The 21,995-nt window shown below is 60.9% G+C and carries 20 protein-coding genes; 2 read left to right on the top strand and 18 right to left on the bottom strand.

Annotated elements, in window-relative coordinates:
- Positions 1-152 precede the first annotated feature (152 nt).
- The 4 genes from TZ03_RS17045 to TZ03_RS17030 form a co-directional block, all read right to left on the bottom strand.
- The gene (locus TZ03_RS17045; RefSeq protein WP_051099344.1) at positions 153-878 is read right to left on the bottom strand and encodes a dienelactone hydrolase family protein; all 726 of its coding nucleotides are present in this window, start codon (positions 876-878) and stop codon (positions 153-155) included.
- Positions 879-941: 63 nt separating this feature from the next.
- Positions 942-2,846 (bottom strand): molecular chaperone HtpG, encoded by a 1,905-nt coding sequence (gene htpG, locus TZ03_RS17040; protein ID WP_051099342.1) that lies wholly within the window; start codon positions 2,844-2,846, stop codon positions 942-944.
- A gap of 70 nt (positions 2,847-2,916) precedes the next feature.
- Positions 2,917-3,399: a PaaI family thioesterase gene (locus tag TZ03_RS17035; RefSeq protein ID WP_051099340.1), complete on the bottom strand. Its 483-nt coding sequence runs from the start codon at positions 3,397-3,399 to the stop codon at positions 2,917-2,919.
- The gene (locus TZ03_RS17030; RefSeq protein WP_051099338.1) at positions 3,396-3,872 is read right to left on the bottom strand and encodes a PaaI family thioesterase; all 477 of its coding nucleotides are present in this window, start codon (positions 3,870-3,872) and stop codon (positions 3,396-3,398) included. The genes TZ03_RS17035 and TZ03_RS17030 overlap by 4 nt, the downstream gene beginning before the upstream one ends.
- Before the next feature lie 154 nt (positions 3,873-4,026).
- Between TZ03_RS17030 and TZ03_RS17025 the strand changes: the two genes are divergently transcribed.
- Positions 4,027-4,311 (top strand): hypothetical protein, encoded by a 285-nt coding sequence (locus TZ03_RS17025; protein ID WP_051099336.1) that lies wholly within the window; start codon positions 4,027-4,029, stop codon positions 4,309-4,311.
- Between the two features lie 66 nt (positions 4,312-4,377).
- Here the strand turns inward: TZ03_RS17025 and TZ03_RS17020 are convergent, their stop codons facing one another.
- From TZ03_RS17020 to sdhC, 11 genes are all read right to left on the bottom strand, one after another.
- A complete protein-coding gene (locus TZ03_RS17020) occupies positions 4,378-5,127 on the bottom strand; it encodes a DUF599 domain-containing protein (RefSeq protein ID WP_051099333.1) in 750 nt (249 codons plus the stop codon).
- Positions 5,128-5,447: 320 nt separating this feature from the next.
- Positions 5,448-6,761: a branched-chain amino acid transport system II carrier protein gene (gene brnQ / locus TZ03_RS17015; RefSeq protein WP_051099331.1), complete on the bottom strand. Its 1,314-nt coding sequence runs from the start codon at positions 6,759-6,761 to the stop codon at positions 5,448-5,450.
- Positions 6,762-7,242: 481 nt separating this feature from the next.
- Positions 7,243-8,127, bottom strand: a complete 885-nt coding sequence (sucD, locus tag TZ03_RS17010; protein WP_004376004.1) for a succinate--CoA ligase subunit alpha — start codon at positions 8,125-8,127, stop codon at positions 7,243-7,245.
- Positions 8,127-9,293 carry an ADP-forming succinate--CoA ligase subunit beta gene (sucC, locus tag TZ03_RS17005; RefSeq protein ID WP_003254205.1) on the bottom strand — a complete coding sequence of 389 codons (1,167 nt, stop codon included), beginning with the start codon at positions 9,291-9,293 and terminating at the stop codon, positions 8,127-8,129. The genes sucD and sucC overlap by 1 nt, the downstream gene beginning before the upstream one ends.
- 172 nt (positions 9,294-9,465) lie before the next feature.
- A complete protein-coding gene (lpdA, locus tag TZ03_RS17000) occupies positions 9,466-10,902 on the bottom strand; it encodes a dihydrolipoyl dehydrogenase (protein WP_051099329.1) in 1,437 nt (478 codons plus the stop codon).
- Positions 10,903-10,998: 96 nt separating this feature from the next.
- A complete protein-coding gene (gene odhB / locus TZ03_RS16995; protein WP_051099326.1) occupies positions 10,999-12,219 on the bottom strand; it encodes a 2-oxoglutarate dehydrogenase complex dihydrolipoyllysine-residue succinyltransferase in 1,221 nt (406 codons plus the stop codon).
- A gap of 42 nt (positions 12,220-12,261) precedes the next feature.
- Positions 12,262-15,093, bottom strand: a complete 2,832-nt coding sequence (locus TZ03_RS16990) for a 2-oxoglutarate dehydrogenase E1 component (protein WP_051099324.1) — start codon at positions 15,091-15,093, stop codon at positions 12,262-12,264.
- Positions 15,094-15,339: 246 nt separating this feature from the next.
- Positions 15,340-16,044: a succinate dehydrogenase iron-sulfur subunit gene (locus tag TZ03_RS16985; protein ID WP_012315348.1), complete on the bottom strand. Its 705-nt coding sequence runs from the start codon at positions 16,042-16,044 to the stop codon at positions 15,340-15,342.
- Between the two features lie 11 nt (positions 16,045-16,055).
- The gene (gene sdhA / locus TZ03_RS16980) at positions 16,056-17,828 is read right to left on the bottom strand and encodes a succinate dehydrogenase flavoprotein subunit (RefSeq protein ID WP_051099322.1); all 1,773 of its coding nucleotides are present in this window, start codon (positions 17,826-17,828) and stop codon (positions 16,056-16,058) included.
- 3 nt (positions 17,829-17,831) lie between these two features.
- A complete protein-coding gene (gene sdhD, locus TZ03_RS16975) occupies positions 17,832-18,200 on the bottom strand; it encodes a succinate dehydrogenase, hydrophobic membrane anchor protein (RefSeq protein WP_003254214.1) in 369 nt (122 codons plus the stop codon).
- Entirely contained in the window at positions 18,194-18,580 is a 387-nt protein-coding gene (sdhC, locus tag TZ03_RS16970; RefSeq protein WP_012315350.1) for a succinate dehydrogenase, cytochrome b556 subunit, read from the bottom strand. Before sdhC ends, sdhD begins: the two co-directional genes overlap by 7 nt.
- 352 nt (positions 18,581-18,932) lie before the next feature.
- On the opposite strand from sdhC, the gene gltA reads away from it, so the two are divergent.
- Positions 18,933-20,222 carry a citrate synthase gene (gltA, locus tag TZ03_RS16965; RefSeq protein WP_016711651.1) on the top strand — a complete coding sequence of 430 codons (1,290 nt, stop codon included), beginning with the start codon at positions 18,933-18,935 and terminating at the stop codon, positions 20,220-20,222.
- Between the two features lie 218 nt (positions 20,223-20,440).
- Here gltA and TZ03_RS16960 read toward each other — a convergent pair whose 3' ends face one another.
- From TZ03_RS16960 to TZ03_RS16950, 3 genes are all read right to left on the bottom strand, one after another.
- Positions 20,441-21,049 (bottom strand): START domain-containing protein, encoded by a 609-nt coding sequence (locus TZ03_RS16960; RefSeq protein WP_236692843.1) that lies wholly within the window; start codon positions 21,047-21,049, stop codon positions 20,441-20,443.
- Positions 21,050-21,079: 30 nt separating this feature from the next.
- Positions 21,080-21,334 (bottom strand): YkgJ family cysteine cluster protein, encoded by a 255-nt coding sequence (locus tag TZ03_RS16955; RefSeq protein ID WP_051099346.1) that lies wholly within the window; start codon positions 21,332-21,334, stop codon positions 21,080-21,082.
- A gap of 129 nt (positions 21,335-21,463) precedes the next feature.
- Positions 21,464-21,943 (bottom strand): hypothetical protein, encoded by a 480-nt coding sequence (locus tag TZ03_RS16950; protein WP_051099317.1) that lies wholly within the window; start codon positions 21,941-21,943, stop codon positions 21,464-21,466.
- Positions 21,944-21,995: the final 52 nt, after the last annotated feature.

Here is a 21,995-nt window from a genome sequence, read left to right as displayed (position 1 = left end):
CTCAAGCCCTGTGCAGTACCTGTGGGAGCTGGCTTGCCGGCGATGAGGCCAGCCCAGGCAATACAAGACAGTTGCTCCCACAAGAGCGGCGTACGCTGTACCTGTGGGAGCTGGCTTGCCGGCGATGGGCCGCAAAGCGGCCCCCTGCGATCTCAGCGCTGGAACACTTCAGTCAGCAGGTTATGCATCGAACGGAACGCCCGCTCGGAGGTACGCCGGTCATACTGCATCTTGCCCGGCACATTAGCATTCGGGTCGGTGAACGAGTGCACTGCCCCGCCATAGCTCAGCAACTGCCAGTCAACCTTGGCCGCATTCATTTCGTCCTCGAACGCCGGCAACTGCTCTTTTGGCACCAGCGGGTCGGAAGCACCATGCAGCACCAGCACCGAGCCCTTGATGCGCTTGGCATCTTCCGGGTTCGGCGTGTCCAGGGTGCCATGGAGCGACACCGCCGCGCGCAAGTCGGCGCCGGTACGGGCCAGCTCCAGCGCACAGCAGCCACCGAAACAGAAGCCGAAGGTGGCGACCTTGCCAGGCTCCAGCAGCGCCTTCGATTGCCCCAGCAATTGCGCCAGGGCCTCCTGCATGCGCTTGCGCAGTTCGCCACGGTCGTTCTTCAACGGCATCATCGCCGCGCCGGCCTCGTCGGCGTTGGACGGGCGCACCGATTGCCCGTACAGGTCGGCAATCAGTACCACATAGCCCTTCTCGGCCACTTCCTTGGCGATGCGCTCGGCCCCTTCGCCAATGCCCATCCAGTTCGGCGCCATCACCAGGCCTGGCCGCCCCAGCGCACCCGGCTCATAGACCAGGCGGCTTTCATAGGTCTTGCCGGACAGGTGATAGACCAGCGATTCGACGATTACTTTGCTCATCAAGCACTCCTTTGGCACTCGTCATAAAAAAGCCCGCCGAAGCGGGCTTTCCTCTGCATCAACTCAAGCAGACAGCTCGACCAACAGCTTGTTCAGGCGACGAACGTAAGCTGCCGGGTCCTTCAGGCTGTCACCGGCCGCCAAGGCCGCCTGATCGAAGAGGATGTGCGACAGCTCGGCGAAGCGGTCTTCGCTCTGCTCGTTGTCCAGCTTTTCGATCAGCGGGTGGGTCGGGTTGAACTCGAAGATCGGCTTGGACTCCGGCACCTTCTGCCCGCTGGCTTCCAGAATCTGGCGCATCTGCAGACCCAGGTCCTGCTCACCGATGGCCAAAATCGCTGGCGAGTCGGTCAGGCGGTGCGACACGCGCACTTCAGCCACGCTGTCACCCAGCGCGCCTTTCAGGCGTTCGACCAGGCCTTCTTTATCCTTGGCGACTTCTTCCTGGGCTTTCTTGTCTTCTTCCGAATCCAGGTTGCCCAGGTCCAGGTCGCCACGGGCGACGTCGACGAAGGCCTTGCCGTCGAACTCGTTGAGGTAGCTCATCAGCCACTCGTCGATGCGGTCGGTCAGCAGCAGCACTTCGATGCCTTTCTTGCGGAAGACTTCCAGGTGCGGGCTGTTCTTGACCTGCGCGTACGACTCGCCGGTGAGGTAGTAGATCTTGTCCTGGCCTTCCTTGGCGCGGGCCAGGTAGTCGGCCAGGGCGACGCTCTGCTCGCCGCTGTCGTCCTGGGTGGAGGCGAAGCGCAGCAGGCCGGCGATCTTCTCCTTGTTGGCGAAGTCCTCGGCCGGGCCTTCCTTCAGTACCTGGCCAAAGTTTTTCCAGAAGCCCTTGTACTGCTCGGGTTCGTTCTTCGAAAGCTTCTCCAGCATGTCCAGCACGCGCTTGGTCAGCGCGGTCTTCATCGAATCGATGATCGGATCTTTCTGCAGGATCTCGCGGGACACGTTCAGCGACAGGTCGTTGGAATCGACCACGCCCTTGATGAAGCGCAGGTACAGCGGCAGGAACGACTCGGCCTGGTCCATGATGAACACGCGCTGCACGTACAGCTTCAGGCCGCGTGGCGCTTCGCGCTGGTACAGGTCGAACGGTGCGCGGGCTGGCACGTACAGCAGCGAGTTGTACTCGAGCTTGCCTTCGACCTTGTTGTGGCTCCAGGCCAGCGGGTTTTCGAAGTCATGGCCGATGTGCTTGTAGAACTCCTGGTATTCCTCGTCCTTGATCTCGGTACGCGGACGGGTCCACAGGGCGCTGGCGCGGTTGACGGTTTCCCATTCTTCGGCCGGCTGCTCTTCGCCCTCAGCGGCAGCCTGCTCTTTTGGCAGCTGGATCGGCAGGGCAATATGGTCGGAGTACTTCTTGACCACGTTGCGCAGGCGCCAGCCATCGGCGAACTCCTGCTCGCCCTTCTTCAGGTGCAGGACGATGCGGGTACCACGCTGTGGCTTGTCGATGGTGGCGACTTCGAACTCGCCCTCGCCTTTCGACGACCAGTGCACGCCTTCGGCAGCCGGCTGGCCGGCACGACGGCTGTAGACGTCGACCTTGTCGGCAACGATGAACGCGGAGTAGAAACCCACGCCGAACTGGCCGATCAGGTGCGAGTCCTTCTTCTGATCACCGGTGAGGTTCTTCATGAAGTCGGCAGTGCCTGACTTGGCAATGGTACCCAAGTGCGCGATGACGTCTTCGCGGTTCATGCCGATGCCGTTGTCCTCGAGGGTGACGGTACCGGCGTCCTTGTCGAAGCTCAGGCGAATCTTCAGGTCGGCATCGCCTTCGAACAGCTCTGGCTTGGCCAGGGCCTCGAAGCGCAGCTTGTCGGCGGCGTCGGAGGCGTTGGAGATCAATTCACGCAGGAAGATCTCCTTGTTCGAGTACAGGGAATGGATCATGAGGTGCAGCAGCTGCTTTACCTCGGTCTGGAAGCCCAGCGTTTCTTTTTGAGTCTCCACACTCATGGTCTTCAAAACTCCGATCTGATGGCAATTGGCGCCTGGCGGCCGGTTCGGCCTGCGTTAACGGCGGATGTCATGCAGATGGGGGCTGCCCGGATGATTTCAAGGGCTTTTCCGGTTCGATCTTGAAATGCGCGCGAGCTGTGGCAATCGGCGACTGCTTGTCACCCTGCCAGGCGGTGATGGCCACGTTGGTCACCCGCCGTCCCTGGCGCCACAGCTGGCACTGGGCGTAGGTATCGCGAAAATGCCCGGCGCGCAGGTAGTCGATGGAGAAATCGATGATCTTCGGAATACTCGCGCTCTCGCTGTAGATCAGCAGGTACAGCGCTGCCGACAGCTCCATGAAGCCCGCGATCACCCCGCCATGGATCGCCGGCAGCAGCGGGTTGCCGATATTGTCCTGGCTGGCCGGCAGGCGGAACAGCAGGTCATCGCCCTGGCGCTCGCATTCGATGCCGATCAGCCCGGCGTAGGGAATCAACGCCAGCAATGGCCGGTAATCACCTTGGGCATGGGCAGCGTTGAGCTGTTGGCGAACCGCGTGAGGAATCATGCCCCACCCTCCTTCAGGCTGTTGCCGAAACGGATGCCGCCCTTGATCTCCTGACCCAGGCGCATGAACGTGCCCACCACCTGGCAGATCGGCTGGGTGGGGTCGTCCTGGTAGGCGCTCCCACGGGTGAAGATCACATCGCGGGTGACCCGGTAGCACTGGGCATGGCTGTAGATGTCCTTGCCGGCTTCGGCCGGGTGCATGTAGTCGATGCGCAAGTCCAGGGTCGGGCACACCTCGAAGCGCGGCAGCACGCACAGCGTGGCCATGCCGCAGGTGGTGTCCATCAGTGTGGTCAGCGCCCCACCATGTATGGCACCGGTCTGCGGGTTGCCGACGATGGCCGGGGACCAGGGCAGGACCAGGGTCATGCCATCGCCATCGGCCTGCGCTACACGCATCTGCAACAACTGACAATGTTTAAGGGCCGAGAGAAAACGCTCGGCCATGGCCGTCAAGGTTGAATCACTCATTGGCTGCTACCACCCGCCGCGGCGAAACGGCATAAATTCATTAAAAAGTCTATATAGAACGGGGCGTTATATATCTGTAATCTTCGTTGAACTAATTCCGCATAGTGGCACTCGAAGGAACAAGTCACTTATTCCACCAAGGAGAAACACACCCATGCGTAAACCTTTTGCTTTTGCTCTGATGCTGGCTGCTGCCATGGGCCTGGCCGCTTGCGATAAAGCGAGCGAAGACAAAGCCCAGGACGCACAAGAACATGCTGAACAAGCCCAGGAGAAGATGGGTGAAGCTCAGGATAAGATGAACGAAGCGGCCAAGGAAAACGCCGAAGCTGCCAAAGATCAGGCCGAAGCCGAGCAGAAGGCTGCCGAAGAAGCCGCACCGGCTACTCCGGCGCCGGAAACCGCGCCAGCTGCTCCGGCCGAACCTGCCAAGCAGTAATCGGCTAAAACAAAAAAACCCGACATTGTCGGGTTTTTTTGTGCCTGCAATTACGGATTAAACGTTTCAGGCTCCAGACAGCGTATTTTCCTTGGGCGGTTCTGGAGGGGTACTTTCGGTGGGTGTGAACACCATCACATCCAATACATCCGAATGGAACTCACGGCGGTACAGGATCAGCACGACCCCGACACTCATGACCATGAACAACCACGGGCTTATGAACCAGCTCAACATGGCCATGCCGAAGTAATACGAACGCAGGCCGAAGTTGAACTGGTTGGCGGCAAGCGACAGCACTCGCGCTGCCCGCGAGGCGAACGCCTTGCGTTCTAGTTCATTGACTTGCCGTTCGCCAATCATCGGTGCCGAGCCCACCAGGACCGCGGCGAAGTTGTATTGGCGCATGCACCAGCTGAATGTGAAGAAGGCGTAGACGAAGACCATCGCCAGGCACAACAGCTTGACCTCCGACATGCCCTGCGAGGCCTGCTGCACCAGCGGCAGGTCGGCCAGCAGCGACAGCGCCCGGTCCGAAGCGCCGAGCACGGTGAGGATACCGGCGAGGATGATCAGGGTGCTGGAGGCGAAGAACGACGCGTTGCGCTCGAGGTTACCGATCACGCTGGCATCGGCAATACGGTTGTCGCGCAGTAGCATCCGGCGCATCCAGTCTTCGCGGTACAGGTGCAGCACGCTGGCCAGGCAGGCGGTGTCGCGGCCCTTCCAGATGGCATAGCGGGTGTAGCCGCCCCAGCACAGGGCGAACCAGGCAATGGCCAGCAGGTTATTGAGGTTGCTTTGGATGAAGTTCATGCAGGGTTCCCAAGAGCGCCAGGTGCCTAAAGGATAGGGACCGGGTTTCGACGCTGGCAAGCGGCAAAAGGCACACCTCTGCAGGGAAATATGTATTGCCTGTGCTGGCCTCTTCGCGGGTAAACCCGCTCCCACAGGAGATCACCACAGGTTCTGAATGTGGTGATCTCCTGTGGGAGCGGCTTTAGCCGCGAAGAGGCCGATACAGACTATAAAAAAAGCCCCGCATCCTTTCGGATACGGGGCTTTGCGGTTTCCACCCTTGGCGCGCACCCTTTTGGCTTGTGGCCGGTGCCGCCCTCAGGCTTCAACTATGCCGGTCAGGCCAGCGCCTCGCGCGGCTTGCCCAGCACGCGGTCGCACGCCACGGCGCCGGCCAGGGTCACCACCGAAGGCACCAGCCAGGCCAGGCCCTGGTCGCTCAGCGGCAGGTGCGCCATGAAGTCCGGCAGCACGTGGGCAATGCTGCTGCCCTTGATCGCATCGACCATGCCGAACAGCAGCGACACCAGCATCACCGGCGCCAGGATACGGGTCGGCGAGTTCCACAGCTCCTTCACGAAGCTCAGACCAACCACCACGATGCACGGCGGATAGATGGCGGTGAGCACCGGAATCGAGAACATGATCAGCTTGGTCAGGCCAAGGTTGGAGATCAGCAGCGAGAAGCCGGCCAGGATCACCACCAGTGCACGGTACGACAGTGGCAGCATCTGGCTGAAGTACTCGGCACAGGCGCAGGTCAGGCCAACCGCGGTCACCAGGCAGGCCAACGCGATCAGCACGGCGAGGAAGCCGCTGCCCAGCGAGCCGAAGGTATGCTGCACATAAGCATGCAGAACCGCCGCACCGTTGGTGGCATCAGCTGCGATATCGTGGCTGGTGGCGCCCAGGCGGAACAGGCTGATGTACACCAGGGCCAGGCCGACACCGGCGATCAGGCCAGCGATGATGGCATAACGGGTGATCAACTTCGGCGACTCGACACCGCGCGAGCGGATGGCGTTGACGATGACGATACCGAATACCAGGGCACCCAGGGTGTCCATGGTCAAGTAACCATCGGAGAAGCCCTTGGAGAAGGCAGCAGCGGCATAGGCCGGCTGCGCTTCACCAATGGTACCGGCCGGCAGCGCGAAGGCAGCGATGCCCAGCACGGCCAGGGCGATGATCTTCAGCGGCGCCAGGAAGCGGCCCACGGTGTCGAGCAGCTTGCCCGGGTACATGGACACGGCCAGCACCACGGCGAAGTACACCAGGCTGTAGATGAACAGCGCCAGCGGGCTTTCACCGGTCAGCGGCGCAACGCCCACTTCGAACGAAACGGTCGCGGTGCGTGGGGTGGCGAACAATGGGCCGACCGACAGGTAGCACACGGCGGCCAGCAGGCCACCGAAGAACTTGCCGATCGGGCTGCTCAGGGCATCCATGCCGCCACCGACCTTGGCCAGTGCGACCACGGTGATGACCGGCAGGCCCACGGCGGTCACCAGGAAGCCCAGGGCGGCCATCCACACGTGCGGACCGGACTGCAAGCCGACGATAGGCGGGAAGATGATGTTGCCAGCGCCTACGAAAAGCGCAAACGTCATAAAGCCAAGCGCCAGGATATCCTGGCCTTTGAGAACTTTCATTTAAGGTAGTACCACACTGCTGAAATCGGGATTCGAGAGGGGATTTCCCTATGGGTGAGGGAAATGCTGCCCGGCTTGATAGGCCAGACCCGTTTAGCGTGTCGTTCCCTTTTGGGGTACGGGCACAGAGTGAACGCGTAATGTAACTGTTTTGACAGTCAAACGCACTGGCACAGTGCTGCTTGTCCGATGTGCGTATGTGTTTGTCGTCTGTGCGACCGAGGACAGTAGGAATTATCCTCGAATTGAAACATTCGTCTGCGTGAAAATTCCTATCAAACCTATCGAAAAATCCACAGCGCCTGTTCTGGCCTCTTCGCGGGCTTGCCCGCTCCCACAGGGATCACCACAGGTTCTGAATGTGGCGATCTTCTGTGGGAGCGGGCAGCCCGCGAAGAGGCCGGCACAGGAATACTCAAACCCCACAAACGACAAAGGCCACCCGAAGGTGGCCTTTGTGCGCGTGGGGGGTGTTGCAGTATTACTTCTTGACTTCCCAGCCAGTCAGCTCGGCCAGGGCCTTGCCGATGTCAGCCAGGGAACGCACGGTCTTCACACCAGCGTCCTGCAGAGCGGCGAACTTCTCGTCCGCAGTGCCCTTGCCGCCGGAGATGATGGCGCCAGCGTGGCCCATGCGCTTGCCCGCAGGTGCGGTAACACCGGCGATGTAGGAAACCACAGGCTTGGTTACGTTGGCCTTGATGTAGGCCGCGGCTTCTTCTTCAGCCGAACCGCCGATCTCACCGATCATGACGATCGCTTCGGTCTTCGGGTCTTCCTGGAACAGCTTCAGGATGTCGATGAAGTTGGAGCCTGGGATCGGGTCGCCACCGATACCCACGCAGGTCGACTGGCCGAAGCCGGCGTCGGTGGTCTGCTTGACCGCTTCGTAGGTCAGGGTGCCGGAGCGCGAAACGATACCGACCTTGCCTGGTAGGTGGATGTGGCCTGGCATGATGCCGATCTTGCACTCGCCCGGGGTGATGACACCTGGGCAGTTAGGGCCGATCAGGGTCACGCCCAGCTCGTCGCACTTGACCTTGGCATCCAGCATGTCCAGGGTAGGAATGCCTTCGGTGATGCACACGATCAGCTTGATGCCGCCGAAGGCCGCTTCCAGGATCGAGTCTTTGCAGAACGGAGCCGGAACGTAGATGACCGAAGCGTCAGCGCCGGTAGCTTCCACGGCTTCCTTGACGGTGTTGAACACCGGCAGGCCCAGGTGGGTGGTACCACCCTTGCCTGGGGTTACGCCGCCGACCATCTTGGTGCCGTAGGCGATGGCTTGTTCGGAGTGGAAAGTACCCTGCGAGCCGGTGAAGCCCTGGCAGATGACTTTGGTGTCTTTATTGATCAGGACGCTCATTACTTGCCCTCCGCAGCTTTGACAACTTGTTGAGCAGCGTCGGTCAGGCTGGTTGCCGCAATGATGTTCAAACCGCTTTCTGCCAGTACTTTAGCGCCCAGTTCGGCGTTGTTGCCTTCGAGGCGAACAACGACCGGAACCTTGACGCCGACTTCTTTCACTGCACCGATGATGCCTTCGGCAATCATGTCGCAGCGAACGATGCCGCCGAAGATGTTGACCAGAACGGCCGCGACATTGCTGTCGGACAGAATGATCTTGAACGCTTCGGTAACGCGCTCTTTGGTAGCACCACCGCCAACGTCCAGGAAGTTGGCCGGCTTGCCGCCGTGCAGGTTGACGATGTCCATGGTACCCATGGCCAGGCCGGCACCGTTGACCATGCAGCCGATGTTGCCTTCGAGGGCAACGTAGTTCAGTTCGAACTTGGCGGCGTGGGCTTCACGGGCGTCGTCCTGCGACGGGTCGTGGAAGGTTTTCAGCTTGGGCTGACGGTACATGGCGTTGGCGTCGATGTTGATCTTGGCATCGAGGCAGTGCAGGTCGCCGTCGGCCTTGATCACCAGCGGGTTCACTTCCAGCAGCGCCAGGTCGTGATCCTTGAACAGCTTGGCCAGGCCCACGAAGATCTTGGCGAACTGTTGAACTTGCTTGCCTTCCAGGCCCAGCTGGAACGCCAGCTCGCGACCTTGGAACGGCTGAGCGCCGACCAGCGGGTCGATGGTGGCCTTGAGGATTTTTTCAGGCGTTTCGTGAGCGACTTTCTCGATGTCCACGCCACCTTCGGTGGAAGCCATGAACACGATACGGCGGCTCGAACGATCGACTACAGCGCCCAGGTACAGCTCTTTGGCGATGTCAGTGCAGGATTCGACCAGAATCTTGGAGACGGGTTGACCGTTGGCATCGGTCTGGTAGGTAACCAGATTCTTGCCCAACCACTGTGCAGCGAACGCCTTGGCGTCTTCTTTGCTGCGAACCAGCTTGACGCCGCCCGCTTTACCGCGACCACCCGCGTGAACCTGGGCTTTTACAACCCACTCGTTCCCGCCGATCTTGTCGCAGGCTTCTGCCGCTTGCTCAGGGGTATCGACAGCGAAACCCTTGGAAACTGGCAGGCCGTATTCAGCGAACAGCTGCTTACCCTGATACTCGTGAAGATTCATGCTTTTTACCGTCTTCGTTAGGTACTGCGCTTCGGCGCTGCGCCATCACTGGCGCCGCACCACCTGTGACCGTTGACCCCGGGTTTTCCCGTGTGATCCGGTCCGGCGGACTTTCCGCGGTGAGTCATGCACGCAAGACTCACGACGGGCAGCCCGCCGTGGTTTCTTATAATTAACGCTTCTTACGGTTGGCCACGTGAATGGCGCCGCCATTCACCGCCAGCGCTGCTTCATGCAACGCTTCGGACAGGGTTGGATGGCTGAAGACCATCATGCCCAGATCCTCGGCACTGGTGCCGAATTCCATTGCGATTGCGCCCTGCTGCACCAGTTCGGCAGCCGATGGGCCAATCACGTGTACACCCAGCACGCGGTCGGTCTTGGCATCGGCGATGACCTTGACGAAACCACCGGTGTCGTTGGCTGCCATCGCACGGCCGCTGGCCGCGAACGGGAAGGTGCCTACGTTAACCTCAACACCCTCGGCCTTCAAGGACTGTTCGGTCTTGCCGACCCACGCGATTTCCGGGTGGGTGTAGATGACCGACGGGATCAGGTCGTAATTCATCTGGGCTTTGTGGCCCTTGATGCGCTCGACCACCATGATGCCCTCTTCCGAGGCCTTGTGCGCCAGCATCATGCCGCGTACCACGTCACCGATGGCGTATACGCCCGGCACGCTGGTGGCGCAGTAGTCGTCGACGAAGATGTAGCCACGCTCGTCGATGGTCACGCCGCTGTCGGAAGCCAGCAGGTCGGTGGTCACCGGGCGACGGCCGACCGCGACGATCAGCTTGTCGAAGGTGATCTTCTGCTCGCCATTGGCGTCGGTGTAGGTCACTTCGACTTCGTTGCCGTTGACTTTCGAGCCGGTGACGCGCGCGCCCAGCTTGATGTCCAGGCCTTGCTTGGTCAGGGTCTTCTGGGCTTCTTTCGACACAGCAGCGTCGGCAGCCATCAGGAAGGTGTCCAGGGCTTCCAGGACAGTGACTTCAGCACCCAGACGAGCCCATACCGAGCCCAGCTCCAGGCCGATCACGCCAGCACCGATCACGCCCAGGCGCTTCGGTACGGCCTGGAACTCCAGGGCGCCGGTGGAATCGACGATGACGTTCTGGTCGACCGGAGCCGGCGGAATGTCGATCGGGCGCGAGCCGGAAGCCAGGATCACGTTCTCGGCTTCGATGACTTCGGTGGTGCCGTCAGCCTTGGTGACTTCGACTTTCTTGCCAGCCAGCAGCTTGCCGTGGCCCTGGATCGAAGTGACGCCGTTGGCCTTGAACAGGGTGGCAACGCCACCGGTCAGGTTCTTGACGATGCCAGCCTTGCGGCCAACCATCGCGGCGACGTCCATCTTCACTTCACCAGTGGAGATACCGTGGACGTTGAAGCTCTCTTTGGCTTCCTTGTACTTCCAGGAGCTGTCCAGCAGCGCCTTGGAAGGAATGCAGCCTACGTTCAGGCAGGTGCCGCCCAGGGCCAGCTTGCCCTCGGCGTCGGTGTACTTCTCGATACAGGCAGTCTTCAGACCAAGTTGTGCGGCCTTGATGGCAGCCACATAGCCGCCAGGACCTGCACCAATCACCACTACGTCGAATTTCTGGGTCATAAAAGATTCCTTTTTAGCTTCAAGCGGCAAGCTGCAAGCCGCAAGACCAGCAGGCTTCAGCTTGAAGCTTGCGGCTTGCAGCTTACAGCTGCGCGATTAGATGTCCAGCAGCAGGCGAGACGGATCTTCCAGCAGGTTCTTGATGGTGACCAGGAAGGTTACCGCTTCCTTGCCGTCGATCAGGCGGTGATCGTACGACAGCGCCAGGTACATCATCGGGCGAATCACGACCTGGCCATTGATGGCCATCGGACGCTGGATGATGTTGTGCATGCCGAGGATAGCGGCCTGCGGCGGGTTGACGATCGGGGTCGACATCATCGAGCCGAAGGTACCACCGTTGGTGATGGTGAAGGTGCCGCCGGTCATCTCTTCGATGGCCAGCTTGCCGTCACGGGCCTTCTTGCCGAAGGTGGCGATGCCGTTTTCGATTTCCGCCAGGCTCATCGACTCGGCGTTACGCAGAACAGGCACCACCAGGCCACGGTCGCTGGACACGGCAACGCCGACGTCGGCATAGCCGTGGTAGACGATGTCGTTGCCGTCGATCGAGGCGTTGACCGCCGGGAAGCGCTTCAGCGCTTCGGTAGCGGCCTTGACGAAGAACGACATGAAGCCCAGGCGTACGCCGTTGTGGGTCTTCTCGAACAGGTCCTTGTACTTCGAACGCAAGGCCATGACTTCGGTCATGTCCACTTCGTTGAAGGTGGTCAGCATGGCCATGCTCGACTGGGCTTCGACCAGGCGCTCGGCGATCTTGGCGCGCAGGCGGGTCATCGGCACGCGCTTCTCGGTGCGGTCGCCAGCAGCGACGACAACCGGGGCAGCAGCGGCAGCGGCAGCCGGCTTGGCAGCCGGAGCAGGCGCCGACTTCTTGTTGGCGACGGCGGCAACGACGTCTTCCTTGGTGATGCGACCACCTTTGCCGGTGCCGGCAACGGTAGCCAGGTCGATGCCGTTCTCTTCAGCCAGCTTGCGCGCGGCCGGGGCGGCAACCGGGTCGTCTTCGCCAGCGTCGGCGGCAGCGGCAGCCGGAGCAGCAGCGGCCGGGGCGGCAGCTGGAGCAGCAGCGGCAGCACCGCCTTCAACGATCGAACCCAGTACTTCGTCGGACAGGACGGTGTCGCCCTCGCCCTTGACGATGTCGCCCAGCACGCCGTCAGCGGTGGCCAGTACTTCCAGGACGACCTTGTCGGTCTCGATGTCGACGATCAGCTCGTCACGCTTGACGGCGTCGCCCGGCTTCTTGTGCCAGGTGGCAACGGTGCCATCGGCAACCGATTCCGGGAAGGTTGGGGCTTTGATCTCGATAGCCATTATCAGTGTTTCCTTAAATTCGGTTTCAGGTGCGCGAAGGCGTTAGACAGTGAAGGCGTCTTGCAGCAGTTTTTCCTGCTGTTCGGCGTGCTTCGATGCGTAACCACAGGCTGGCGCGGCGGAAGCGTCGCGGCCGGCGTATTCCAGGACCAGTGCCTTGTTGTGGCGGCCCAGGATACGGCGCATGTGGTGCTGGCTGCTGTACCAGGCGCCCTGGTTCATCGGCTCTTCCTGACACCAGACCGCATGCTTGAGGTTGGTGTAAGGCGCCAGGATTTCGACCAGGTCGTCCTCAGGGAACGGATACAGCTGCTCGATACGCACGATGGCGATGTCTTCGCGGCCTTCGGCACGGCGTTTTTCCAGCAGGTCGTAGTAAACCTTGCCGCCGCACAGGACCAGGCGTTCGACCTTGGCCGGATCGAGGCTGTCGATTTCCGGGATCACGGTCTGGAACGAGCCTTCTGCCAGGTCTTCCAGGGTCGAGATGGCCAGCTTGTGGCGCAGCAGCGACTTCGGCGTCAGGACGATCAGCGGCTTGCGCAGCGGACGGATGACCTGGCGACGCAGCAGGTGGTAGATCTGGGCCGGGGTGGTCGGCACGCAGACCTGGATGTTGTGCTCGGCGCACAGCTGCAGGTAACGCTCCAGACGCGCGGAGGAGTGCTCCGGGCCCTGCCCTTCATAACCGTGTGGCAGCAGCATGGTCAGACCGCACAGACGGCCCCACTTGTGCTCGCCGCTGGTGATGAACTGGTCGATCACCACTTGCGCACCGTTGGCGAAGTCGCCGAACTGGGCTTCCCAGATCACCAGCGCGTTCGGCGTGGTGGTCGAGTAGCCGTATTCGAAGGCCAGTACCGCTTCTTCCGAAAGGAAGGAGTCGTACAGCTCGAACATCGGCTGGCCCGGGAACAGGTTCTTCAGCGGTACGTAGGTGCTGGCGTCCTTCTGGTTGTGCAGCACCGCGTGACGGTGCGAGAAGGTGCCACGGCCGATGTCCTGGCCGGTCATGCGGATCGGGTGGCCTTCGAACTGCAGGGTGGCGTACGCCATGGTCTCTGCATAACCCCAGTTGATCGGCAAGCCACCGGCCTGCATCTTCTGGCGGTCTTCGTAGATCTTCGATACCTGGCGCTGGACGACGAAGCCTTCCGGGATCTCCAGCAGCTTGGCCGACAGGTCCTGCAGGGTCTTGAGGTCGAAGCGGGTGTCGTGACGTGCGGTCCAGGCATGGCCCAGGTACGGGCGCCAGTCGACGAACAGCTCGCGGTTCGGCTCCTTGACCAGGCTTTTCACAACGTGCAGGCCGTTGTCCAGCGCGTTGCGGTACTCGTCGACCTTGGCCTGGGCACGCTCGGCATCGATACGGCCAGCCTGGATCAGCGCCTCGGCATACAGCTCACGGGTAGTGCGCTGCTTGGAGATCTGCTGATACATCAAAGGCTGGGTGCCATTCGGCTCGTCGGCTTCGTTATGGCCGCGGCGGCGGTAGCAGACCAGGTCGATGACCACGTCACGCTTGAATTGCATGCGGTAGTCGATGGCCAGCTGGGTGACGAACATCACCGCTTCCGGGTCATCGCCGTTCACGTGCAGGATCGGCGCCTGGATCATCTTGGCCACGTCGGTAGCGTACTCGGTGGAGCGCGCGTCCAGCGGGTTGCTGATGGTGAAACCAACCTGGTTGTTGATCACGATGTGCACGGTGCCGCCGGTCTTGAAACCGCGGGTCTGCGACATCTGGAAGGTTTCCATGACCACGCCCTGGCCGGCGAATGCAGCGTCACCGTGAATCGAGATCGGCAGCACCTTGTCGCCAACGGTGTCGTTGCGGCGGTCCTGGCGAGCACGAACCGAACCCTCGACCACTGGCGAGACGATTTCCAGGTGGGACGGGTTGAACGCCATGGCCAGGTGCACTTCGCCACCCGGGGTCATCACGTTCGAGGAGAAGCCCTGGTGATACTTCACGTCACCGGAGCCCAGCTCGTTCATCTTCTTGCCTTCGAACTCGTCGAACAGCTCGCGCGGGTTCTTGCCGAAGGTGTTCACCAGCACGTTCAGGCGGCCACGGTGGGCCATGCCGATCACGACTTCCTTGGTGCCGTAGGAGCCGGAACGCTGGATCATTTCGTCCAGCATCGGGATCAGGCTTTCGCCACCTTCGAGGCCGAAGCGCTTGGTGCCCGGGTACTTGGTGCCCAGGTACTTCTCAAGGCCTTCACCGGCGGTCACGCGCTCGAGCAGGTGGGCTTGCACGTCGGCGGAGAATTCCGGACGACCGCGCACGCTTTCCAGGCGCTGCTGGAACCAGCTGCGCTGCTCGGAATCGGTGATGTGGGTGAATTCGGCGCCAATGGTGCGACAATATGTCTTCTGGAGCGCCTCGAAGATCTCGCGTAGGCTCGCTTCCTCTTTGCCGATGAACAGGTCGCCGGCACGGAAAGTCGAATCAAGATCGGCATTGGTCAAGCCGTAGTGATTGATCGACAGGTCTACGGGCGCAGGGCGCTGCCACAACCCCAACGGGTCGAGCTTGGCAGCCTGATGGCCGCGCATACGATAGGCCTGGATCAGTCGCAGAACTTCAACCTGCTTCTTCTCGTGTTCACTGCTCACGCTCCCGGCGGACACCGGTTGGGCGCGGCGCTGGTTCTTTGCCAGCAGTACGAAATGGTCGCGGATTGTCGAGTGCGATACATCGGTAGCGGTGCTGCCGTCGGCGGGCAACTTCTGGAAGTAGGTGCGCCACTCTTCTGGCACAGCGTTAGGGTCGTGCAGGTAGAGCTCGTAGAGCTCTTCCACATATGCAGCGTTACCACCTGAAAGGTGGGCGCTTTCCCACATGCGCTGCATCACGCTTTCTTGCATGCTTGGTCACCCTCGGTTAGGGGACTGATCGGCGAGAGCCACAGCAAACCTGGAAAAGTCCGAATACAGCGACTGAACCACGCCACTTGGATCCTGCTGATTTTCCGGGTACCAGCCCGGAAAGCCCCTGCTGGTCTCATATCTTCATAGGTAATGAGCGCGGGCTTTGTGGGCCCTTGCTCGGGTTTTACCTCGGTGCGGGCTCACCACCCGCACCTCGGCTTACTGCAGGTACAACACTTTGTATCAGGTGCCGCTTTGCAGCAGCATGTTACGTACGTGACCGATTGCCTTGGTCGGGTTCAGACCCTTCGGGCAAACGTTTACGCAGTTCATGATCCCGCGGCAGCGGAATACGCTGAACGGGTCATCCAGGGACGCCAGGCGCTCCTGAGTCTTGGTGTCACGGCTGTCGGCCAGGAAGCGGTAGGCCTGCAGCAAAGCAGCGGGGCCCAGGAACTTGTCCGGGTTCCACCAGAACGACGGGCAGGAAGTCGAGCAGCAAGCGCACAGGATGCACTCGTACAGGCCGTCCAGCTTGTCGCGGTCTTCCGGCGACTGCAGGCGCTCGATGGCCGGTGCCGGGGTATCGTTCTGCAGGAACGGCTTCACCTTCTCGTACTGCTTGTAGAAGATGCTCATATCGACGACCAGGTCACGAATGACCGGCAGGCCTGGCAGCGGGCGCAGAACCAGCTTGTTGCCCTTGACCACACCCGACAGCGGGGTAATGCAGGCCAGGCCGTTCTTGCCGTTCATGTTCATGCCGTCGGAACCGCACACGCCTTCACGGCAGGAGCGACGGTACGAGAAACCCTCGTCCTTTTCCTTGATCAGCGCCAATACATCGAGAACCATCAGGTCCTTGCCGCCGGTATCGACGTCGAACGACTCCATTTTCGGGGCCGAGTCGGTGTCGGGGTTGTAACGGTAAACTTCGACTTTCAACATAGCAGCCACCCTTAGTAAGTCCGGACTTTTGGTTCGAAGGCTGGAACAGTCTTCGGCGCAAAGTTGACGCCGCGCTTGGCAACGCGCTTCTCACCCGGGTAGTACAGGGTGTGGCACAGCCAGTTTTCGTCGTCACGGTCTTCGAAGTCTTCACGGGCGTGCGCACCGCGGGACTCTTTACGGGCTTCGGCCGCGATGGCGGTAGCTTCGGCGACTTCCAGCAGGTTCTGCAGCTCCAGCGCTTCGATACGCGCGGTGTTGAAGGCCTGGGACTTGTCGTTGATCTTGACGTTGGCGATACGGTCACGCAGACCGGCCAGCTGCTCGATACCCTTCAGCATGTATTCGCCAGTACGGAATACACCGAAGTAGTTCTGCATGCAGCTCTGCAGCTCGCGCTTCAGGGTGGCAACGTCTTCGCCAGTGGAGCGCTCGTTGAGCTTGTTCAGGCGGTTCAGGGCAACGTCGATGTCGGTGTCGCTGGCGTCGAGGTGCTCGATGCCGTCGCTCAGCGCCTTTTCCAGGTGCAGGCCGGCAGCACGGCCGAACACCACCAGGTCGAGCAGCGAGTTGCCGCCCAGGCGGTTGGCACCGTGAACCGATACGCACGCCACTTCACCTACGGCGAACAGGCCAGGAATGATGTGATCCTTGCCTTCTTCGTCCATGGTGATGGCCTGGCCATGAATGTTGGTGGCAACGCCGCCCATCATGTAGTGGCAGGTTGGAACAACCGGGACCGGCGCGACCACCGGGTCGACGTGAGCGAAGGTCTTGGACAGCTCGCAGATACCTGGCAGGCGGCTGTGCAGCACTTCCTCGCCCAGGTGATCCAGCTTCAGCAGTACGTGGTCCTTGTTCGGGCCCACGCCGTTGCCGGCGATGATTTCCTTGACCATGGAACGGGCAACCACGTCGCGGCCGGCCAGGTCTTTGGCGTTCGGCGCGTAACGCTCCATGAAGCGCTCGCCGTGGGCGTTGATCAGGTAACCACCTTCACCGCGGCAACCTTCGGTAACCAGTACACCGGCGCCGGCGATGCCGGTCGGGTGGAACTGCCACATCTCGATGTCCTGCACCGGTACACCGGCACGCAGGGCCATGCCGATACCGTCACCGGTATTGATCAGGGCGTTGGTGGTGGACGCGTAGATACGGCCCGCACCGCCCGTGGCCAGAACGGTGGCCTTGGACTTGATGTACATGGTTTCGCCGGTTTCGATGCAGATCGCGATCACACCGACAAAGGCGCCTTCCTGGTTCTTCACCAGGTCAACGGCATAGTACTCGTTGAGGAAGGTGGTACCGGCTTTCAGGTTGCCCTGGTACAAGGTGTGCAGCAGCGCGTGACCGGTACGGTCGGAAGCGGCACAGGTACGGGCGGCCTGGCCACCTTTACCGAAGTCCTTGGACTGGCCACCGAACGGACGCTGGTAGATACGGCCGGTTTCGGTACGCGAGAACGGCAGGCCCATGTGGTCCAGCTCGAATACCGCAGCCGGGCCTTCCTGACACATGTATTCGATAGCGTCCTGGTCACCGATGTAGTCGGAGCCTTTGACGGTATCGTACATGTGCCAGCGCCAGTCGTCGTTCGGGTCGGCCGAAGCGATGGCGCAGGTGATGCCGCCCTGGGCAGATACAGTGTGCGAACGGGTCGGGAAGACCTTGGTGACTACGGCAGTCTTGTGGCCGCCTTGAGCCAGTTGCAGCGCAGCGCGCATGCCGGCGCCGCCGCCACCGATGATGATGGCGTCGAAGGAAATGGTTGGAATGCTAGCCATGGATCAGATACCCCAGAGAATCTGCACACCCCAGACGAAGTAAGCGAACATCGCAACGCCGCATACCGCCTGGAACAGGAAACGAATCGCAGTTGCCGACTTGCCGAACGACATAGGCGTCAGGTAGTCGGTTGCAATGGTCCACATGCCGACCCAGGCGTGAGCGCCCAGGGCAACGAGGGCCAGCAAGCTGAAGATTCGCATCGCGTTGTTGGAGAACAGACCATGCCACTGGGTGTAGTCGATGCCTGGGTGGGCGACCACGTAGCCGATCAGGAAGAGGAAGTAAGCCGCGAGAACGACCGCAGAAACGCGCTGCGCCATCCAGTCATAGAGGCCCGAACGCGACAGGTTCGTGACATTGGTTACCATACCCAAACTCCCACCAGAACGATCAGCACCACGGAGATGACGATCACGATTTTCGAGCCCAGCTTGCCGCCTTCCAGCGTCTCACCGATACCCATGTCCATGATCAGGTGACGAACACCTGCCACGAGGTGATAAAGCAGGGCAGACAGCAGGCCCCAGGTCACGAATTTGGCCAGCGGGCTGGTCAGACACGCCTTCACCTCACCGAAGCCTTCCTCGGAACCCAGCGACTTGCCCAGTGCATAAAGCATGATGGCAAGGCCGAGGAACAGGATGACGCCGGAGATACGGTGCAGGATGGACGTGTACGCGGTGACGGGGAGCTTGATGGTCCTTAGGTCTAGGTTTACAGGTCGTTGGCTTTTCACGGCTTTTTTCACACTGAAGAGCCCCTAGCGAATCAGGGCAAAGTTGTTGGTAAGTGTACTGGTCAGGTACCCACCACCCAGGGAACGGCGACCCCCAGCAGTTCGGGCTTGCAAGCCCCTGGCGGTCGGGTTGCGAGTATAGACAGTTAGGCTGCTTATGACAACGTGACGGGGTAGCCCAAATAGCGCATTGCCTTTAATGAACAAAAGGCGTAAATGGGCGAGAATTTCGCGAAAAACCAGGCCTCAATGCCTGTTTCAACAAGCCTTTAGGCAAATTGACATCTGAATTTATCCCTCTATAGTGGTGCGGGCCCTGCGTGGGGGGTCTGTCTGATGATTTCAAGCATTAATAGGAGGCCACATGGCTGACAAAAAAGCGCAGTTGGTCATCGAGGGCGCTGCCCCCGTCGAGCTGCCCATTTTAACCGGCACCGTTGGTCCTGATGTAATCGACGTCCGCGGGTTGGGGGCCACTGGTCACTTCACCTTCGACCCTGGTTTCATGGCGACTGCCTCGTGCGAGTCGAAGATCACCTATATTGACGGCGACAAAGGGATCCTGCTGCACCGCGGCTACCCGATCGAGCAACTCGCCGAACAGTCCGACTACCTGGAAACCTGCTACCTGCTGCTCAACGGCGAACTGCCGAATGCCGAGCAGAAGGCCCAGTTCGTCAGCACCGTGAAGAACCACACCATGGTTCACGAGCAGCTGAAGTCCTTCTTCAACGGCTTCCGCCGCGACGCCCACCCGATGGCGGTGATGTGCGGCGTGGTCGGCGCCCTGTCGGCGTTCTATCACGACTCCCTGGACATCAATAACCCGCAACACCGCGAAATTTCCGCGGTGCGCCTGGTCGCCAAGATGCCGACCCTGGCCGCGATGGTTTACAAGTACTCCATGGGCCAGCCGATGATGTACCCGCGCAACGACCTGTCGTACGCGGAAAACTTCCTGCACATGATGTTCAACACCCCGTGCGAGATCAAACCGATCAGCCCGGTGCTGGCCAAGGCGATGGACCGGATCTTCATCCTCCACGCCGACCACGAGCAGAACGCCTCCACCTCCACCGTTCGCCTGGCCGGCTCGTCGGGTGCCAACCCGTTCGCCTGTATCGCCGCCGGTATCGCCGCACTGTGGGGCCCGGCCCACGGCGGTGCGAACGAAGCGGTACTGACCATGCTGGATGAAATCGGCGATGTCTCGAACATCGACAAGTTCATCGCCAAGGCCAAGGACAAGAACGACCCGTTCAAGCTCATGGGCTTCGGTCACCGCGTGTACAAGAACCGCGACCCGCGCGCCACCGTGATGAAGCAGACCTGCGACGAAGTCCTGCGCGAGCTGGGCATCAAGAACGATCCGCAGCTGGAACTGGCCATGCGCCTGGAAGAGATCGCCCTGACCGATCCTTACTTCATCGAGCGCTCGCTGTACCCGAACGTCGACTTCTACTCGGGGATCATCCTCAAGGCGATCGGCATTCCGACCAGCATGTTCACCGTGATCTTCGCCCTGGCACGTACCGTGGGCTGGATCTCGCACTGGAAAGAAATGCTCTCCAGCCCGTACAAGATCGGCCGCCCGCGCCAGCTGTACACCGGCGAGCAGAAGCGCGACATCGTTGCACTGCAAGACCGCAAGTAAGCTTCAATAGCCGAACGCAAGAAGGCTGCCCTCGGGCAGCCTTTTTTATTGCAGATCCTGCCGGCCGCAATTCGACCCTTGTGGGAGCGGCCTTGCGTCGCGAAAGGGCCGCAAAGCGGCCCCGGCAATATTGCAGTAAATCAGAGATCCTGGGGCCGCTCCGCGCCCCTTTCGCGACGCAAGGCCGCTCCCACAGAGACCGCGCGCCGCTTTAAGCCTCAGTTCTTCTCAGCCCGCTCACGCAACCCTTTCAGGGTATTGAACGGCGCATCCACCACGAACTTGTTGGCCACCATTGCCGGTACGCTGCCACCCGGCTCGGTGTGCACCTGGTAAGTCACTTCGGTACTGTCGCCTTTGGGCACCAGCTTCCAGAAGCCTTCGACCTTCGCCACCCGCACGAAACCCTTCTCTTCCGGGATATAGGTAGGTTCTTCGACCAGATTACGGATCAGGCTGCCATCAGCCTCCTTGACCGTGGTGACATGCAGCACGGAATCGCGCGGCGTCACCGGCCATGGCGTATTGAACTGGGTGTAGGTCCAACTCTGGTCACCTTCATGCTTGAGCAGCTTCTGCGACTTGCACTCGTGCACCCAGGCGCAGGCCCCGGCCACGTCTTCCTGCAGCGCCAGCACCCTGGCCAACGGCGCCTTGATCACGGTCACGCCACGGTAGGCCTTATACTTGGAACCAGCTACTTCACTGAGGGAGACCTTGATCCCGTCTTCGTCCTTGGCCAACTGCCAGTTTTCGGCCCAGGCCGCAGGCGACAGCAGAACACCCATGCCACACAGCAGTGCAATACGCTTGAACGATCTCATCATGTTTATCCTTGTTGTCGAAGATCCAGCCTGTCACGCCGCCGTCATCTGCTCCCACCAACCAAGAATCCTGATTGCCTCGTCACGGTCACTGCCGCACACCTCGACATCGGCCTTGAAGCCCCCACACACCGCCGGCCGCTCGGGCTTGCCGAACAAGTCGCAAAGGTTGCTGGCAGTCAAGTGCAGGCAGCGCTCACCCGCCGGTTTGCCATTGGGCATGCGTGGCATCGCAGAGGTGATGGACGGGGCGATGCAGCAGGCACCACACCCCTCACGGCAATTCATGGTCATTCACCAAAATCAGGGCTCCCTGGAACAAAACGGGACGAACGTCCCCGATAGTAACCGCTCAAACGGGCGTTTGAAATTACTGGCACGATGAAATCTGCAGTGACTCGGCAGTCAGTTCACTGGCTACTGGCGGTACTCGAAATCGATCGCCGCCCCTTCCACATCGTGACGGCTGTCATTGCGCAGTTGCAGCTGCATTTCATTGCTGATCAGCCGACCATTGAGCTGGAAGGGGCTGTCACTGGTCTCGGGCTTTTCCGTGAACATCGGCGGCAGCAAAGCTTTGCGGCGCTGGATCGGAGACGGGGTGCCGACATTCGGCTCAAGATCATTGACCATCTCGACGGGCAGGCTGAGGTCGAGCTTTGGCTTGGACAGCGGCTTGGCAACCGCCTTGCTCACAGGCTTGCGTGTCGGCTTTGCCTTGCTGTTGCCGGTTTTTTTCACCGGCTGCTTCTGGCCAGGCTTGGCTACGGCCTTTTGCGGCGGCTTGCCTTGGGTGGCCTGCGCCTGGCCTGTCGGCTGCGCAGCCTGGGCAACACTACCCAGGCAGCAGAGCGGCACGAGGCACAAGAGCAGGGCAAAACGGCGCGAAGCATTCATGGCAAATGACAGGCTGGGCAGGAAAAGTGCGTATGCTCCCTGTTCCGCAGCG

Origin of the sequence: Pseudomonas sp. 10-1B (assembly GCF_000935045.1) — a bacterium.
Taxonomy (GTDB): Bacteria; Pseudomonadota; Gammaproteobacteria; order Pseudomonadales; family Pseudomonadaceae; genus Aquipseudomonas.
Note: the sequence above shows the minus strand (reverse complement) of the source record. Positions and strands in the feature narration are given on the sequence as shown.

Excerpts from the sequence above, each read along its gene's own strand:
- TZ03_RS17045 (WP_051099344.1), bottom strand. The coding sequence starts at position 878 with ATGAGCAAAGTAATCGTCGAATCGCTGGTCTATCACCTGTCCGGCAAG.
- htpG (WP_051099342.1), bottom strand. The coding sequence starts at position 2,846 with ATGAGTGTGGAGACTCAAAAAGAAACGCTGGGCTTCCAGACCGAGGTA.
- TZ03_RS17035 (WP_051099340.1), bottom strand. The coding sequence starts at position 3,399 with ATGATTCCTCACGCGGTTCGCCAACAGCTCAACGCTGCCCATGCCCAA.
- TZ03_RS17030 (WP_051099338.1), bottom strand. The coding sequence starts at position 3,872 with ATGAGTGATTCAACCTTGACGGCCATGGCCGAGCGTTTTCTCTCGGCC.
- TZ03_RS17025 (WP_051099336.1), top strand. The coding sequence starts at position 4,027 with ATGCGTAAACCTTTTGCTTTTGCTCTGATGCTGGCTGCTGCCATGGGC.
- TZ03_RS17020 (WP_051099333.1), bottom strand. The coding sequence starts at position 5,127 with ATGAACTTCATCCAAAGCAACCTCAATAACCTGCTGGCCATTGCCTGG.
- brnQ (WP_051099331.1), bottom strand. The coding sequence starts at position 6,761 with ATGAAAGTTCTCAAAGGCCAGGATATCCTGGCGCTTGGCTTTATGACG.
- sucD (WP_004376004.1), bottom strand. The coding sequence starts at position 8,127 with ATGAGCGTCCTGATCAATAAAGACACCAAAGTCATCTGCCAGGGCTTC.
- sucC (WP_003254205.1), bottom strand. The coding sequence starts at position 9,293 with ATGAATCTTCACGAGTATCAGGGTAAGCAGCTGTTCGCTGAATACGGC.
- lpdA (WP_051099329.1), bottom strand. The coding sequence starts at position 10,902 with ATGACCCAGAAATTCGACGTAGTGGTGATTGGTGCAGGTCCTGGCGGC.
- odhB (WP_051099326.1), bottom strand. The coding sequence starts at position 12,219 with ATGGCTATCGAGATCAAAGCCCCAACCTTCCCGGAATCGGTTGCCGAT.
- TZ03_RS16990 (WP_051099324.1), bottom strand. The coding sequence starts at position 15,093 with ATGCAAGAAAGCGTGATGCAGCGCATGTGGGAAAGCGCCCACCTTTCA.
- TZ03_RS16985 (WP_012315348.1), bottom strand. The coding sequence starts at position 16,044 with ATGTTGAAAGTCGAAGTTTACCGTTACAACCCCGACACCGACTCGGCC.
- sdhA (WP_051099322.1), bottom strand. The coding sequence starts at position 17,828 with ATGGCTAGCATTCCAACCATTTCCTTCGACGCCATCATCATCGGTGGC.
- sdhD (WP_003254214.1), bottom strand. The coding sequence starts at position 18,200 with ATGGTAACCAATGTCACGAACCTGTCGCGTTCGGGCCTCTATGACTGG.
- gltA (WP_016711651.1), top strand. The coding sequence starts at position 18,933 with ATGGCTGACAAAAAAGCGCAGTTGGTCATCGAGGGCGCTGCCCCCGTC.
- TZ03_RS16960 (WP_236692843.1), bottom strand. The coding sequence starts at position 21,049 with ATGATGAGATCGTTCAAGCGTATTGCACTGCTGTGTGGCATGGGTGTT.
- TZ03_RS16955 (WP_051099346.1), bottom strand. The coding sequence starts at position 21,334 with ATGAATTGCCGTGAGGGGTGTGGTGCCTGCTGCATCGCCCCGTCCATC.
- TZ03_RS16950 (WP_051099317.1), bottom strand. The coding sequence starts at position 21,943 with ATGAATGCTTCGCGCCGTTTTGCCCTGCTCTTGTGCCTCGTGCCGCTC.